Origin of the sequence: Leifsonia soli, assembly GCF_013408745.1 — a bacterium.
In the GTDB taxonomy this organism is placed as follows: Bacteria; Actinomycetota; Actinomycetes; order Actinomycetales; family Microbacteriaceae; genus Leifsonia; species Leifsonia soli.
Genome location: NZ_JACCBJ010000001.1, coordinates 1360155 through 1374957, shown reverse-complemented (window position 1 = coordinate 1374957; position 14803 = coordinate 1360155). Strand labels below are relative to the sequence as shown.

Genomic DNA, 14803 nt, shown 5'->3' with positions numbered 1-14803 from the left:
CGTCAGCGCGTGTAGCTGACGAAGCGGTAGCGCATCCCGTTCGAGCCGGTGAGCCAGTCGCCCGCGTCGATGTCCCAGCCGTCGCCCGGCTCCGGAGCACGGGTGTCGCCCGCGATGTCGAGGTCGATCTCGGTGACCTCCAACCGGTCGGCCGTCGGCAGCGTCTGCCGGTACAGCTCGGCGCCGCCGATCACCCAGACGGTGGGGGAGTCCGCCGCCGAAGCGAGGGCCTCCTCCACCGAGTGCGTCACGATCGCGCCGGGCGCCGCCCAGTCGCTCCGGCGCGTCACCACGATGTTGTCGCGGCCGGGGAGCGGCCGGTAGCGCTCGGGAAGCGACTCCCAGGTGCGGCGCCCCATCACCACCGGATCGTCGCCGGTGAGGGCGCGGAAGTGGCGGAGGTCCTCGGTGAGGTGCCAGGGCATCACGCCGCCCGCGCCGATCACCCGGTCATGGGCCTGCGCCCAGATCAGTGCGATCGTCATACGGCGACGGCGGCCCGGATCGCCGGGTGGTGCTGGTAGTCCTCGACCACGAAGTCCTCGAAGCGGTAGTCGAAGATGCTGTCCGGCTTGCGTGCGAAGCGCAGCGTCGGCGCGGGATAGGGGTCGCGCGTGAGCTGCTCGGTCACCTGCTCGATGTGGTTGTCGTAGATGTGGACGTCGCCGCCGGTCCAGACGAACTCTCCGGGCTCGAGGCCCACCTGCTGGGCGACCATGAGGGTCAGCAGCGCGTAGGAGGCGATGTTGAACGGGACGCCGAGGAACATGTCCGCGCTGCGCTGGTACAGCTGGCAGGAGAGCTTGCCGTCGGCGACGTAGAACTGGAAGAACGCGTGGCAGGGAGCGAGCGCCATGTTCGGGATGTCGGCGACGTTCCACGCGGAGACGATGATGCGGCGCGAGTCGGGGTCGCTGCGGAGGGTGTCGATGACCTGCTGGATCTGGTCGATGTGCCGGCCGTCCGGCGCCGGCCAGGACCGCCACTGGACCCCGTAGACCGGGCCGAGCTCGCCGTCGGCGTCCGCCCACTCGTCCCAGATGGTGACGCCGTTCTCGCGCAGCCAGGCGACGTTGCTCTCGCCGCGCAGGAACCACAGCAGCTCGTACGCGATCGACTTGAAGTGGACGCGCTTCGTGGTGATCAGCGGGAAGCCGTCGGCGAGGTCGAACCGCAGCTGCCGGCCGAAGACGCTGCGCGTCCCCGTCCCCGTCCGATCGGATTTGTGGGTGCCGTTCGTCAGCACGTCGCGCAGGAGGTCCTCGTACGGGGTCGCAATCTGGCTCACACCCCGATGCTACTTCCCTCCCCACCGCCGAGTCCGCAGAGACTTACCGCTTCTCGCCGGGAAACGTGCAATCTGTGCGGACTCGACGGTGGGGGTGGCGCGCTCGGGACGGAGGCTCTGCTGCTGGGTGACGGCGCGTCGTAGTCTGGGGCCATGGACCGGGGAGCGGCCGATCGGCACAGCGACGACGAGCTGGCGAGCGTGCTCGAGGACGAGGTCGCGCGCATCACGTCTGCCATCCCGATCATCCGTTCCGAGGCGCCGCGCGTGGAGCAGGAGGAGGCGGCAGGCGGCGACGACCCGGCCGACGGGGCAGACGGCGACGCGGATGACGACGCGCACGGCGACACGGATGACGACGCGGACGAGGGGAGCGGCCCGCCGACGCAGGCCATCAGCTTCGACGATCTCCCGGTCCGCCGGGAGCCGACCGGGCCCCAGCCGACCTTCAGCCCGTGGGTGGCGACGGCGGCCATCCCGATCCAGCGCAGCGAGCGGGAGCCGGCGCCGCACACGGGCGCTCACGCGCTGCCGGCGGCGGAACGGGAGCCGGAAGCCACGGACGAGCTGCACCGGCCGGGCCGCCATGCCTCTGCGCCGTCGCCGGAGCGCGGTCCGGAGCCGGCGCCGGACCGCGAGCCGGAGCCGGCCGTCGCCCCGCCGGCCTATCCGCCGCTCGTCCGCGCCGAGCCGCTCGGACTCGTGCCGGAGGAGCTGGCTCCGCGCGACTCGGAACCGGTTCCGGTCGTCCCGGCTGTCCCGCTCGTGACGCCTGCCGCCGCCGCGGCGCCGATCGCGCCAGAGACATCTGCCGCCGGCGGCGCGCGTGACGACGAGGGCGCCCCGACCGTGACACCCGTCGCCGTCACGGCATCCCCTGCCGCCACCGGCGATGTGGCCGCCGTGGCCGCCCCCGCAGCCGCGTCCGCCGCCTCCCCGGGTCGGATCCGCGGGCTCTTCGCCCCCGAGTCCGCCGACCTCGAACCCACTCCCGTGGATCTCCGAGTCGGACGCGCATCCCGGATGTTCTGGCTCTGGTTCGCCGCCACCTCCTCTCTGATCAGCGTCGGGGTCGGCGCGACGCTCTTCGTGCTCGGACTGAGCCTGCGGCAGCTGCTCGTCGCCACCCTCGTCGGCGTCGCGCTGTCCTTCCTGCCGCTCGGTCTCGGAACCCTCGCCGGCAAGTGGAGCGGCCAGCCCACCCTCGTCGTGTCGCGGGCGTCGTTCGGGCTCGTCGGGAACATCGTCCCGACCTTTCTGGCGCTGATCGTCAAGCTGTTCTGGGGGTCCGTGCTGCTCTGGCTCGCGGGATCGGCCGCCGGCGCCCTGACCGTCTCGGAGAACTGGCCGGGGAACGCGGTCCTCGCGACGTCCGCGGCGCTCGCCGTGACCATCCTGGTCGCGGTGGCGATCGCCTACGTCGGCTATGCGCTCGTCGCGCGGGTGCAGCTGGTGCTGACCATCGCCTCCGCCGCGCTCATCGCCCTGATGGTGGCCGCGACATGGCGACATGTGGATGTGTCCCGCGCGCTCGCCGTGCCCGACGCGCTGTGGACGCACGTCGTCACGGGCGCCGTCCTCGTGTTCAGCTATGTCGGACTGGCATGGGCGATGAGCGGCGCCGAGGTCGCGCGCTACCAGCGCCCGCTCTCGTCCGGGGGTGCGGCGATGCTGTGGGCGACGTTCGGGGCCGGGGTGCCTCCGCTCCTGCTGGTGTCGTACGGCGGGCTGCTGGCCGCATCCAACCCGGGTCTCGGGCCCGAGCTCGCGCGCGATCCGGTCCGGGGCCTCGTGCAGCTCGGACTGCCCGCGTGGTATCCCGCGCCGCTGCTGCTCGCGGTGGGCCTGTCGCTGGTGTCCGCTCTGGTGCTGACGGTCTACTCCGCGGGCTTCACCCTCGATGCCTCCGGTGTGAAGCTCGGGCGTCGCTGGAGCACGCTGATCGCGGGAGCCGCCATCGCCGCGGTCGGCGTCGCCCTGGCCGCGACGGTGACCGACCTCTCCACGGTCATCCGCGGGGTCCCCACCGCTCTCTCGGTTCCGGTCGCGGCGTGGGTGGGCGTGTTCTCCGGCGAGATGATGCTGCGCACCCGGCGCTTCCACCAGGCGTCGCTGCTCACCCGCGGGGGCGTCTACCCGGACTGGCGGTGGACCAACCTCGCCCTGCTGGCAGGAGCGACGGCCGTCGGGCTCGGCACCGTCAGCTCGCCGCTGCCGTGGCTGGCGTGGGAGGGCTACCTGTTCCGGCTGGTGGGCGTCGACCCGAACGCGGGGATCGGCGCGAGCAACATCGGCGTGGTCATCGCTCTGGCGATCGGGATGTTCGGGGTGCTCGTGACCGCCGTTCCCGCGGTGCGGAAGCAGGAGGCGGCAGCGGCCTGATTCGCGCTGTCCCTCCACAGGCCGGAGCGCTGTCCACATCCCCGGTCCGCCGGGTGCCGCTCCGGCCGCATCCCGTAGGCTGAACGACGTGCCGCACACCCTCGCCTCCGTCCGTGACACCATCGAGCAGCTCTGGCCGCTCGCGGGTGCCGAGAGCTGGGATGCGGTCGGGCTGGTGACGGGCGATCCCGACGCCGCGATCGAGCGCATCCTGCTGTCGGTGGATGCGGTGGCGGCCACCGTGGACGAAGCGGTCGAACTCGGCGCCGACCTCCTGGTGTCCCACCATCCGCTGCTGCTCCGCGGCGTCACGAGCATCGCGGAGGACCGCTACAAGGGCGCACTGCTCGCCCGGCTGATCCGCGGCGGCGTCGCCCTGTACGCCGCGCACACCACCGCCGACGTGGTCGCAGACGGAACCAGCGACGTGCTCGCGGCACGCCTCGGCCTCCGCGACACCCGGCCCATCTCGCCGTCGGCCGACGGCGTGACGGGCATCGGGCGCGTCGGCGACCTGCCGCAGCCCACGACGCTCGGCCAGCTCGCCCGCGCGCTCGCCGAGGTGCTCCCGCCCACGGCCGGGGGAGTCCGGGCCTCCGGCGACTATCACCAGCCGGTCACCCGGGTGGCCGTCTGCGGCGGCGCGGGCGACTCCCTGCTCGGGAGCGACGCCGTCCGCGGCGCCGACGTCTACATCACCGCCGACCTGCGGCACCATCCCGCCTCCGAAGCGCGCGAGCAAGCCGTGCTCGGCGGCGGTCCCGCTCTGCTCGACGTCTCGCACTGGGCGAGCGAATGGCTCTGGCTCGACACCGCCGCTGAGCAGCTCCGCACGGCGCTGCCCGGAGTGGAGGTCGTCGTCAGCGAGCTCCGCACCGACCCCTGGGATTTCGTCATCCTGCAATGACCACCTCGCACGAAGGAAGCACCGCACCGTGAAAGCCAGTCCCGCCGACCAGAACGAGCTCCTGCGCCTCCAGGCCGCCGACACCCGCCTGGCGCAGCTCGCGCACGCCACGAAGAACCTGCCGCAGTCGGCCGAGCTCGTGAAGCTGCAGCCGGAGGTCGAGGCGCTGCGCGCGCGCTGGATCGCCGCGACCGGCGAACTGGAGGACGCCAGGGCCGAGCTCAAGCGCATCGAGTCGGACGTCCAGATCGTCGACGCGCGGGCGAAGCGCGACTCGGACCGCGTGCAGCAGTCCGCCTCGATGAAGGACGTGCAGGCGCTCGAAGCGGAGCTCGCGTCCCTCGCCAAGCGCAAGAACGACCTGGAGGAGATCGAGCTCACCGTCATGCAGCGCGTGGAGGACCTCGAGCAGGCGCTCGCCGGGGTCGAGGGGGAGCGCGCCGAGCTGGGTGCGCGCGTCGCCGCCCTCGAAGCGCAGCGCGACGAGGAGGCGGGCAAGCTGGAGGTGCAGCGCACGGCGCTGGCGAAGGACCGCGCCACCATGGCGGAGGCGCTGCCGGCCGATCTGATCGAACTGTACGAGCGCCAGCGCGCCCGCTACGGTGTGGGCGCCGCCGCGCTCATCCGCGGCGTCTCGATGGGGTCGAACGTGAAGCTGACCGAGTCGGACCTCTCCGACATCCGTCGTGCCGCGGCCGACGATGTCGTGCTGTGCCCGGACAGCGGCGCCATCCTGGTGCGCGGTGAGGACTCCGGACTCTGACGCCTGCGCTATCGTTGAGCCCGGAATGGGTCGGCAAGACGGTCGCGTCGGTCCGCGAGAGCGGGCCGCCGAGGAACGTCCGGGCTCCGCAGAGCAGGGCGGTGGGTAACACCCACCCGGGGCAACCCGCGAGAAAGTGCAACAGAAAGCAGACCGCCGCAGGCTTCGGCCCGCGGTAAGGGTGAAACGGTGGTGTAAGAGACCACCAGCGGCCGGGGTGACCCGGCCGGCTGGGTAAACCTCGCCCGGAGCAAGGTCGGACAGGGGACCATGAGGCTGCTCGTCTCGTCCCCGGGTAGACCGCTGGAGGGCGGCGGCAACGTCGTCCCGAGATAGATGGCCGTCCGCGGTGCTCGCACCGTGACAGAACCCGGCGTATCAGCCGGCCCATTCCCTCGCGACATTCGTGCCGATGTGCCGTCAGGGCGCGTCGGCGTCGGCTCCGTCGGGCGTGAACCGGTAGCCCATGCCGGGCTCCGTCAGCAGGTAGCGCGGCCGCGACGGCTCCGGCTCCAGCTTCTTCCGCAGCTGTGAGAGGTAGAGCCGCAGGTAGCCGGTGTCCGTCGTGAACTGCGGACCCCACACCTGGGTCAGGAGGGACTGGCGCGTCACCAGGCGCCGCGGGTTCCGCAGCAGCACCTCCAGGATCTGCCACTCCGTCGGTGTCAGCCGGACCGGATGGGCCTCGCCTCCGTCGCGCCGCGTCACCTGGTGCGCGGCCAGGTCGACCGTCACGTCGCCGAAGGTCACGGTCGGCTCGTCCGCCGTGGTGCTCTGACGCCGGGTGAGAGCGCGGATGCGGGCGAGCAGCTCGTCCGCCGCGAACGGCTTGGTGACGTAGTCGTCGGCCCCGGCGTCGAGCGCGTCGACCTTGTCGCCGGAGCCGGTGCGGCCGGAGACGACGAGGATGGGGACGCTCGTCCAGCCGCGGAGCCCCTCGATGACCTCGATGCCATTCAGCTCGGGCATGCCCAGATCGAGCATCACCAGGTCGGGATGCTGGTCGACGGCGACGCTCAGCGCCTCGGCGCCGGTGCGGGCCGTGAGCACGTGGTAGCCGCGCGCGGTGAGCAGGATGCGGAGCGCCCGCAGGATCTGCGGGTCGTCGTCGGCGATCAGGACCTTCACTCGTCCACCTTCCGTGCTGCGGGGAGGGACACGACCATGGTGAGGCCGCCGCCCGGCGTGTCCTCCGCCTCGAGCGTCCCTCCCATCCCCTCGACGAATCCCTTCGAGAGGGCGAGCCCCAGGCCGATCCCGGCCCCGTTGTCGGTGTCCGAGAGCCGCTGGAACGGGGCGAACACGGCCTCGCGGCGCTCGGCGGGGATGCCCGGCCCGCGGTCGATGACGCGCAGCTGCACCATCCCGCCGAACTCGCTGGCGGCGAGCACCGGCCGGGCGTCCGGCGGGCTGTAGCGGAGGGCGTTGCCCAGCAGGTTGACGATCACGCGCTGCAGCAGGACGCCGTCGGCCAGCATCGGCGGCACCTGTGCGCTCAGGTCCAGCTCCACGTCGCCGGGGCCGACTCCCAGCTCGTCCAGGGCCGGCAGCACCACGTCGTCGACCTCGGTCGGAGCGAGGGAGACCGCGAGCGCCCCGGCCTGCACGCGGCTGGCGTCGAGCAGGTCGGTGACGAGCGAGGCGAGCGAATGGAGGCTGTCCTCCGCGGTCTCGAGCAGCGCCTCCCGGTCGTCGTCGCCGAGGGCGAGGTCGGACTGGCGCAGCGTGGTCACCGCGGCGGTCGCTGCGGCGAGCGGACGGCGGAGATCGTGTCCGACGGCGGCGAGCAGGGCGCTGCGCACGCGGTCGGCTTCGGCGAGGGGCGCCAGCTCGGCGGCGGTGGCCGTCAGGCGGCGGTGCTCGAGGGCGGCCTCCAACTGGGCGACGATGGCCGACAGCAGCCGGCGGTCGCTCGCCTCCAGGTCGCGGCCGTGCAGCTCGAGGGTCGCGGTCTCGCGCGGCCCGGATGCGCCGGCCGCTCGACCGCCCGCGCCGTTCCGGTCGTCGGCGGCGCCGGGGCCGACCGGGATCCGCTGCACCGGCTCCGACGCGGTCGCCTCGCCATCGGCGGCCACGACGGCCGGTCCGCCGTCCGGGTCGGTGACCACCAGCCGGACCGCGCTCAGCCCGAACGCCTCCCGGGTGCGGGCCACGAGCGCCTGCAGCGCATCCTCGCCGCGGATGACGCCCCCGGCGACGGTCGCCAGCAGTTCCGCCTCGGCCGCGGCCCGGAGAGCAGCACGGCTGCGACGGGCCGCCTGGTCGACCACCAGGCTGACGAGCGCCGCGATGATGACGAACAGGATGAGCGCGAGCAGGTGCAGCGGCTCGCCGACGGTGATGGTGTAGAGCGGGTCGACGAAGAAGAAGTCGAGCGTCAGCCCGGAGAGCAGCGCCGCGAAGAGGGCCGGCCAGATCCCGCCGACGAGGGCGACGAGGACGACGAGCAGCTGATAGCTGAGCACATCCGCCGTCATCGACTCGCTCGACCGGACGCTGGTGAGCAGCAGCGTCAGGAGCGGACCGCCGATCACGGCGAGGGCGAATCCGTACACCCGGCGGCGCACGGTGAGTCCGCCGCGCGGCCGCGGCAGCGAGAACCGCCCTCCGGCGCGCGCGTGCGACACGATGTGCACGTCGATGTCGCCGGATTCGCGGATGACGGTCGCGCCGATCCCCGGCCCGGTCAGCAGCGCGGCCAGCCGGCTGCGGCGGGACACGCCGATCACCAGCTGGGTGGCGCTCTCACCGCGTGCGAACTCGACGAGCGCGCGCGGGATGTCGTCGCCGACCACCTGGTGGTAGCTGCCGCCGAGCTGCTCGACCAGCGCTCGCTGCGCCGCGAGAGCGCCGGGCTGTGCCTCGCGCAGGCCGTCCTGACTGGTCACGTGCACGGCGAGCAGCTCGCCGCCCGCGCTCCGCGCCGCGATGCGCGCGCCGCGCCGGAGCAGCGTCTCGCCCTCCGGACCGCCGGTGAGCGCGACGACGACGCGCTCCCGCGCCTCCCACGTTCCGGCGATGCCGTGCTCGGCGCGGTACTGCAGCAGCGCGTTGTCCACCTCGTCGGCGAGCCAGAGCAGCGCCAGTTCGCGCAGGGCGGTCAGGTTGCCGAGGCGGAAGTAGTTCGACAGCGCGGCATCGACGCGCGCCTCCGGGTACACCAGTCCGTCGGCCAGCCGGTCGCGCAGCGCCTGCGGGGCCAGGTCGACCAGCTCGATGCGGTCGGCGCGCCGCAGCACCGCATCCGGGATGGTCTCGCGCTGCGGCACCCCGGTGATCTGCTCGACCACGTCGTTCAGCGACTCGATGTGCTGGATGTTGACGGTCGAGATCACGTCGATCCCCGCCTCCAGCAGCGTGTCGACGTCCTGCCAGCGCTTCGCGTGCTCCGAGCCGGGAGCGTTGGTGTGAGCGAGCTCGTCGACCAGCGCGACCCGGGGGTTGCGACGCAGCACCGCATCCAGGTCGAGTTCGGTGAGCGTGACACCGCGATGCTCCACCGTGCGCCGCGGCACGACCTCGAGCGTGCTGACGAGCGCGGCCGTCGCCGCGCGGCCGTGGGTCTCCACGACGGCGACCACGACGTCCTTCCCGAGCGCGCGGAGCCGCTCGCCCTCTTCGAGCATGGCGAACGTCTTGCCCACGCCCGGGGCGGCACCCAGCATCACCCGGAGGCGACCCCGCGGCATGGTCCGATTACGCCGGCGTGGGGGCCGGCGCGTCCTGCGGCGTCCCGGCCTCGGCGCTGCGGCCGCGCTCGCCGGCCTCCCGGCGCTCGTTGCGGACGGTGAGGGCTGCGGCCCCGAGGATGCCCGCGTTGTTGCGGTGCACCGCCGGGACGATCGGGGTCTTCAGCTTCAGCAGGGGGAGGAACTCCTCGTAGTGCTTCGACACCCCGCCGCCGACGATGAAGAGATCGGGTGTGAACAGGAACTCGACCGTGGTGTAGTACTTCTGCAGGCGCTTCGCCCACTTCTCCCAGCTGAGGTCTTCGCGCTCCTTCGCGGAGTAGGCGGCCCGCGACTCGGCGTCGTGCCCGTCGATCTCCAGGTGGCCGAGCTCTGCGTTCGGGATGAGGATGCCGTCGTAGATGAGGGCGGAGCCGATCCCCGTCCCCAGCGTCGTCATGATGACGAGGCCGTCCTTGCCCTTCGCTGCGCCGAACCGCGTCTCGGCGTATCCCGCGGCGTCGGCGTCGTTCACGAAGTGGATGTCGCGCCCGAGGGCCTTCTCGAACAGCTCCTCGGCGTTGAGGCCGATCCAGTCCTTCGAGACGTTCGCGGCCGAGAGGGTGACGCCGTGGCTGACGATCGCGGGGAAGCAGACGCCGACGGGGGCATCCGGCTCCTCCTGGGCCAGCCGCTCGACGATCTCCTTCGTCGTCTCGACGATGTCGTCCGGCTTGCCGCCGTCGGGGGTCGGCAGCTTGACCCGGTCGCTGATGAGCTCGCCGGTCGACAGATCGACCAGGCCTCCCTTGATGCCCGTTCCGCCGATGTCGATGCCGATCGCGTGCTTCTGCGAAGTCATGCCTCGAATCTACCCCGCCGGGAACCTCACTGCTCGCCGCCCCCGTTCGACCGGGTCGCCCGGGCGAGCGGGAGGAAGACATCGTCCACGAACGACTGGAGCGTCTCGTCGTCGGCCCGGGTGGGGCGCATGAGCATCTCGTGGCGGAGGAGGGTCAGCGGCAGGTCGGCGACGACGGGGGAGAGGCGGGCGAGGTCGATCTCGCCGCGGGCGTCCGCGCGCTCGAGGATGAGGCGGAGCTGCGTCGGCTGGTCCCCGATCAGCCGTTCGCGGAAGCCGGCGATGCCGCCGTCGGACTCGCTGACGATGCCGGAGAACCGCAGCAGCACCTCCGTCACCAGCCCACGACGCCGGGTGTTCATCTGGCGCAGCAGGTCGAGCGTGTCTTCGCGGAGGCTGCCGTGATCGGACACCTGGATGGGCTCGGCCGCGAAGTGGTGCCGGATGGCCGCGAGCGCCAGATCGCTCCGGGTCGCCCAGCGCCGGGCGAGCACCGGCCGGCTGGTGCCTGCGCGGGTGGCGACGGCCTCCATGGTGAGGGCGGCGTAGCCGTGCTCGTCGAGCTCGTCCCACGCGGCGTCGAGCAGCGCGCTCTCGAGAGCAGCGCCCCGGCGGCGGCGGGCAGGTGTCTCATTAGAGTCCATTTGCGCATCTTATCCGATCGTCGTACGCTCTCGTTAAGATACAGACACGCATCTTAAGGAGCGGACATGGCGGACAGACTGGATCGGGTGGTCGTGCGGACGGCGACCGCGCTCGTGATCGGCGCATTGGCGGTGGTCTTCGACACGACCATCCTCAGCGTCGCCCTGCACACCCTGGCGAGCGACCTGCACACGACGGTCGCGCAGATCCAGTGGGTCACCACCGGCTACCTGCTCGCGCTCGCCGCGACCGTGCCGCTGTCGGCGTGGTGCCTCGCCCGCTGGGGCGGCAAGCGGGTGTGGATGGTGGCGCTCGCGATCTTCCTCGTCGGCTCCGTGCTCTCCGGGCTGGCCTGGAATGCGGACTCCCTCATCGCCTTCCGGGTGCTGCAGGGCGTCGGGGGCGGGCTCATGCTCCCGGTGATGACGACGATGATCATGGAGGTGGCCGGAGGGCGTCAGCTCGGCCGGGTCTCGGCAGTGGTCGGGCTTCCCGCGATGGCGGGCCCCATCCTCGGCCCGGTGATCGGCGGCCTCATCCTGGCGCTCGGCGACTGGCGCTGGGTGTTCTGGGTCAACATCCCGTTCTCCGTCGTCGGCCTGCTGCTGGCGTGGCGGATGCTGCCCTCCGACCGCGGACGCGACCCGGAGCGCCGCCTCGACCTGGTCGGTGTGCTGCTGCTCGTGCCCGGACTCGCCGGGCTCCTGCTCGGGCTGTCCGACTCGGTGCTCGACGGCGGGTTCGCCCGCCTCGACTCCTGGCTGCCGCTCGCTGCCGGCGCCGTGCTGGTCGTCGCGTTCGTGCTGTGGGCGCTGCGGAGGAGGGGCGCCGCCCTGGTGGATGTGCGGCTGCTGCGGGTGCGTTCGGTCTGGTCCGCATCCACTCTGCTGTTCCTGTCGAGCGTCGCCCTGTACGGCGCGATGCTGCTGCTGCCGCTGTTCTGGCAGCAGCAGCGGGGGACGGATGCGCTGGGCGCCGGGCTGCTGCTCGTCCCGCAGGGGCTCGGCACGCTCGCCTGCCGTCCCATCGCCGGTCGTCTCATCGACCGCATCGGCGCGCGGTGGATCGCGGTCGTCGGCTTCGCGGTGGTCGCGGTCTCGACGGTCCCGTTCGCCCTCCACCCCACGTCGGCGGCCGATCCGCTGCTGCTCGTCGCGCTGTTCGTCCGCGGGTTCGGGCTCGGGGCGATCACGATGCCGTTGATGGTCGCGTCGTACCAGGGCCTGGCCGGTGAGCAGATCGCGCACTCCAGCATCCTGACCCGGATCGCGCAGCAGCTGGGCGGCTCGTTCGGCACGGCGGTCTTCGCGGTGCTGCTGCAGGCTGCGGTGCAGGGAGGGGCGTCGGTGTCGTCGGCGTTCGACACCGCGTTCTGGGTGGCGACGGCGGCGACGGTGCTCGGGGTCGGGATCGCGTTCCTGCTTCCGTCGCCCGCGCAAGCCGGAGCAGCGGGGCGGTCGGCCGTCCCTGCCCCGGTCAAGGAGGCGGAGCCGGTGGAGGAGGCGGAGCCGGTCGCCCGGCCCCAGGACGCCGCCCGGCCCCAGGAGGTCAAGGGAGCGTGAGCACCTCGGCGCCGCGCTCCGTCACGACCAGGGTGTGCTCGAACTGGGCGGTGATGCTCCGGTCGCGGGTCACCACCGTCCAGTCGTCGGCCCACATCTCCCACTCGTGCGTGCCCAGCGTGAGCATCGGCTCGATCGTGAACACCATCCCGGGCTCCATCACGTCGTCGTGGGCGGGCGCGGCGTCGTAGTGCGGGATGATCAGGCCGGAGTGGAAGGCGGCTCCGACGCCGTGGCCGGTGAAGTCGCGCACGACGCCGTAGCCGAAGCGCTTGGCGTACGACTCGATCGCCCGGCCGATGACGTTCACCTGGCGGCCGGGGGCCACCGCCTTGATGCCCCGGTTCAGTGCTTCGCGGGTGCGCTCGACGAGGGCGGTGACCTCGGCGGACGCCGTACCGGCGATGAACGTCTGGTTGCTGTCGCCGTGGAAGCCGTTCTTGTAGGCGGTGATGTCGATGTTGACGATGTCGCCGTCCTCGATCACGGTGTCGTCGGGGATGCCGTGGCAGATGACCTCGTTGACCGAGCTGCAGATCGACTTCGGATAGCCGCGGTAGCCGAGGGTCGATGGGTAGGCGTCGTGCGCGAGCAGGAACTCGTGCCCGATCGCGTCCAGCTCCTCCGTCGTCACGCCCGGGCGCACCGCCTCGCCGACGCGCTCGATCGCCTGGGCGGCGATCCGCCCGGACTCGCGGATCAGCTCCACCTCGTCGGGCGTGTAGACGTCGCCGCGGGTGTACGGAGCTGGTCCGGAGCGCCCGACGTACTCGGGGCGCGCGATCCGGCTCGGCACGGGCCGCATCGGGGTGACACGACCGGGGATCAGGTGTCCGGCGGAATCCTTGGGCATACGATCAACCTTATGACGAGCGACGAGTACGGCATCAAGCAGGATGCCGAGCACAAGTACTGGTACAACATGAAGACCGGCGAGGTCGAGCAGGGCTTCCTGTCGCCCGCGCCGAACCGCGTCGGCCCGTTCGACACCCGCGACGAGGCCGAGCACGCCCTCGAGAAGCTGCGTGAGAACTCCGCCAAGTGGGCCGAGGAGGACGCCGAGGACGGTCGCTAGCACGGGCGCCTGCGGCGCTGCGTGACGAGTGCGGGTGCGCGCCCCGGCGCAGACGTTACGGGCGGCCGCAGTCGCCCGAGACCGGTCGCGTGACCGCTAGAAGCTGTGCTCGTCGGTCGGGAACGTGCGCTCCTGCACGTCCGCCTTGTAGGCGCGTGCCGCGTCCGCGAGCACGGTCTTGAGGTCGGCGTACTGCTTCACGAAGCGGGGCACGCGGCCGGTCGTGAAGCCGGCCCAGTCCGTCCACACCAGCAGCTGGCCGTCGACGTGCGGGCCGGCGCCGACCCCGATCGTCGGGATGCGCAGCTCGGCGGTGACGCGCTTGGCCACCTCGGCCGGCACCATCTCGAGCACCACGGCGAACGCCCCGGCCTCCTCCACAGCGTGGGCGTCGGCGAGCAGGTCGTCCGCCGCCTGACCGCGCCCCTGGACGAGGTGACCGCCGAGTCCGTGCTCGCTCTGCGGGGTGAAGCCGATGTGCGCCATGACGGGGATGCCCGCATCGACGATCCGGCGGATCTGCTCGGCGCTGCGACGGCCGCCCTCGAGCTTGACCGCGTGCGCCCCGGTCTCCTTCATGAAGCGGACGGCGGTGTGCAGCGCCTCCAGCGGGCCCGTCTCGTACGAGCCGAACGGCATGTCCGCGACGACGAAGGCGCGCTTCACGGCCCCCGCGACCGCGCGCGTCAGCGGGATGAGGTCGTCGACCGTCACGGGAAGCGTCGTGTCGTAGCCGAGCACGTTGTTGCCGGCGGAGTCGCCGACGAGGAGGAAGTCGATCCCCGCTTCGTCGAAGATCTGGGCGGTGAGCATGTCGTAGCTCGTCAGGCCGGTGAAGGGCGACCCCTCCTCCTTCGCCGCCTGGAAGTGGCGGGTGCGAACCCGTTTCAGCGACTGCATCGACGAGGTCGCGGGATGGACGGAGGGCACCGGTGACTGCTCACTCATGCGGCTCAGTCTAGTGACGGACGTCGGGGCGCCCGGGCTCAGGCCGGAACCTGTTCCAACAGTCCTCTCGTCGATGCGGCCGATGCGAGTTGCTTGTCAAAAGTGACGAGGGGGATGTCGTTATGGACAGCGACAGCCAGCGCGCACGCATCGGGCATGCGGAGACGGTGCTGTTCTCTGACCCGGGCGAGGATCAGCGGCTCGTTGGCTCCCAACGGAGACGGAAGAACACCGATCCGCTGCAAGTCCTCATAGGCCTCGAGCCCGCGACCGGCCCGTTCGGGTGTGATGAGAGCCTCCCCGATGTTCACGGGATGCACCAGGAACCGGCGACCGGCGGCGAAAATCCGCCGCGCCGCCGCATGGTGGGCATCCGTGGAATCGAGGAGGCCGATGAGGACGCCGGCGTCGAGCGCGACCGTCATTCCGGCCAACCTTCGCGGATCGAGTCCAGGCTCTCGAAGGTGAGGTCGGAGTATCGGGCACTGATCCGATCGAGCTCGGCCAGTCGATCGTCGATCTGTCGGCTGCGACTCTCACGCAATGCCTGCTCGCCGAGTTCGATGAGGTGCACGAGCAGCTTCCCGTCCGTATCGTCGGACCACTGCTCCCGCGCCGTGTCCAGTGCGCGCTGGACGTGCGGCGTGTGGGTGATCTGAGTTCGGGCGAGCTGTGTCGGCATGCGCCGAGTGTACCACTCGCC

15 protein-coding genes and 1 other RNA gene are annotated in these 14803 nt (G+C 71.8%); 6 read left to right on the top strand and 10 right to left on the bottom strand.

The window, feature by feature from the left end:
- Positions 1–2 precede the first annotated feature (2 nt).
- Both BJ963_RS06665 and BJ963_RS06660 read right to left on the bottom strand, forming a co-directional pair.
- The gene (locus tag BJ963_RS06665; RefSeq protein ID WP_179455450.1) at positions 3–485 is read right to left on the bottom strand and encodes a dihydrofolate reductase; all 483 of its coding nucleotides are present in this window, start codon (positions 483–485) and stop codon (positions 3–5) included.
- Positions 482–1288, bottom strand: a complete 807-nt coding sequence (locus tag BJ963_RS06660; protein WP_089910158.1) for a thymidylate synthase — start codon at positions 1286–1288, stop codon at positions 482–484. The genes BJ963_RS06665 and BJ963_RS06660 overlap by 4 nt, the downstream gene beginning before the upstream one ends.
- Positions 1289–1441: 153 nt before the next feature.
- Here BJ963_RS06660 and BJ963_RS06655 point away from each other — a divergent pair, with 153 nt between their 5' ends.
- The 4 genes from BJ963_RS06655 to rnpB all read left to right on the top strand — a co-directional run bounded on the left by BJ963_RS06655 (position 1442) and on the right by rnpB (position 5734).
- Positions 1442–3670 (top strand): purine-cytosine permease family protein, encoded by a 2229-nt coding sequence (locus BJ963_RS06655; protein WP_179455448.1) that lies wholly within the window; start codon positions 1442–1444, stop codon positions 3668–3670.
- An 88-nt stretch (positions 3671–3758) separates the two neighbouring features.
- Entirely contained in the window at positions 3759–4577 is an 819-nt protein-coding gene (locus BJ963_RS06650; RefSeq protein WP_179455446.1) for a Nif3-like dinuclear metal center hexameric protein, read from the top strand.
- Between the two features lie 28 nt (positions 4578–4605).
- Positions 4606–5340 (top strand): CT398-like coiled coil hairpin domain-containing protein, encoded by a 735-nt coding sequence (locus BJ963_RS06645; RefSeq protein WP_179455437.1) that lies wholly within the window; start codon positions 4606–4608, stop codon positions 5338–5340.
- 26 nt (positions 5341–5366) lie between these two features.
- Positions 5367–5734, top strand: an RNA gene (rnpB, locus tag BJ963_RS06640) — RNase P RNA component class A.
- A 26-nt stretch (positions 5735–5760) separates the two neighbouring features.
- On the opposite strand, the gene BJ963_RS06635 is transcribed toward rnpB, so the two are convergent.
- Genes BJ963_RS06635 through BJ963_RS06620 form a run of 4 tightly spaced genes read right to left on the bottom strand, consistent with a single transcriptional unit; the run spans position 5761 to position 10514 of the window.
- Positions 5761–6468, bottom strand: a complete 708-nt coding sequence (locus BJ963_RS06635) for a response regulator (protein ID WP_089910167.1) — start codon at positions 6466–6468, stop codon at positions 5761–5763.
- Entirely contained in the window at positions 6465–9029 is a 2565-nt protein-coding gene (locus BJ963_RS06630; protein WP_179455435.1) for an ATP-binding protein, read from the bottom strand. Before BJ963_RS06630 ends, BJ963_RS06635 begins: the two co-directional genes overlap by 4 nt.
- A 7-nt stretch (positions 9030–9036) precedes the next feature.
- Entirely contained in the window at positions 9037–9870 is an 834-nt protein-coding gene (gene ppgK, locus BJ963_RS06625; RefSeq protein ID WP_089910171.1) for a polyphosphate--glucose phosphotransferase, read from the bottom strand.
- A gap of 26 nt (positions 9871–9896) precedes the next feature.
- Positions 9897–10514 (bottom strand): TetR/AcrR family transcriptional regulator, encoded by a 618-nt coding sequence (locus BJ963_RS06620; RefSeq protein WP_179455433.1) that lies wholly within the window; start codon positions 10512–10514, stop codon positions 9897–9899.
- A gap of 66 nt (positions 10515–10580) precedes the next feature.
- On the opposite strand from BJ963_RS06620, the gene BJ963_RS06615 reads away from it, so the two are divergent.
- On the top strand, positions 10581–12077 hold the full coding sequence (locus BJ963_RS06615) for an MDR family MFS transporter (protein WP_246298001.1): 1497 nt from the start codon (positions 10581–10583) through the stop codon (positions 12075–12077).
- On the opposite strand, the gene map is transcribed toward BJ963_RS06615, so the two are convergent.
- Complete coding sequence (gene map / locus BJ963_RS06610) at positions 12064–12930, bottom strand: type I methionyl aminopeptidase (protein ID WP_179455431.1); 867 nt, start codon at positions 12928–12930, stop codon at positions 12064–12066. The two genes, BJ963_RS06615 and map, sit on opposite strands and share 14 nt — an antisense overlap.
- A 12-nt stretch (positions 12931–12942) precedes the next feature.
- Here map and BJ963_RS06605 point away from each other — a divergent pair, with 12 nt between their 5' ends.
- A complete protein-coding gene (locus tag BJ963_RS06605) occupies positions 12943–13152 on the top strand; it encodes an SPOR domain-containing protein (RefSeq protein ID WP_018191320.1) in 210 nt (69 codons plus the stop codon).
- Between the two features lie 96 nt (positions 13153–13248).
- Here the strand turns inward: BJ963_RS06605 and panB are convergent, their stop codons facing one another.
- Genes panB through BJ963_RS06590 form a run of 3 tightly spaced genes read right to left on the bottom strand, consistent with a single transcriptional unit; the run spans position 13249 to position 14782 of the window.
- Positions 13249–14100, bottom strand: a complete 852-nt coding sequence (gene panB, locus BJ963_RS06600; protein ID WP_089910180.1) for a 3-methyl-2-oxobutanoate hydroxymethyltransferase — start codon at positions 14098–14100, stop codon at positions 13249–13251.
- 38 nt (positions 14101–14138) lie between these two features.
- Positions 14139–14525, bottom strand: coding sequence for a type II toxin-antitoxin system VapC family toxin (locus tag BJ963_RS06595; RefSeq protein ID WP_179455430.1), 387 nt, complete (start codon positions 14523–14525; stop codon positions 14139–14141).
- Positions 14522–14782 (bottom strand): hypothetical protein, encoded by a 261-nt coding sequence (locus BJ963_RS06590; RefSeq protein ID WP_089910188.1) that lies wholly within the window; start codon positions 14780–14782, stop codon positions 14522–14524. Before BJ963_RS06590 ends, BJ963_RS06595 begins: the two co-directional genes overlap by 4 nt.
- Positions 14783–14803: the final 21 nt, after the last annotated feature.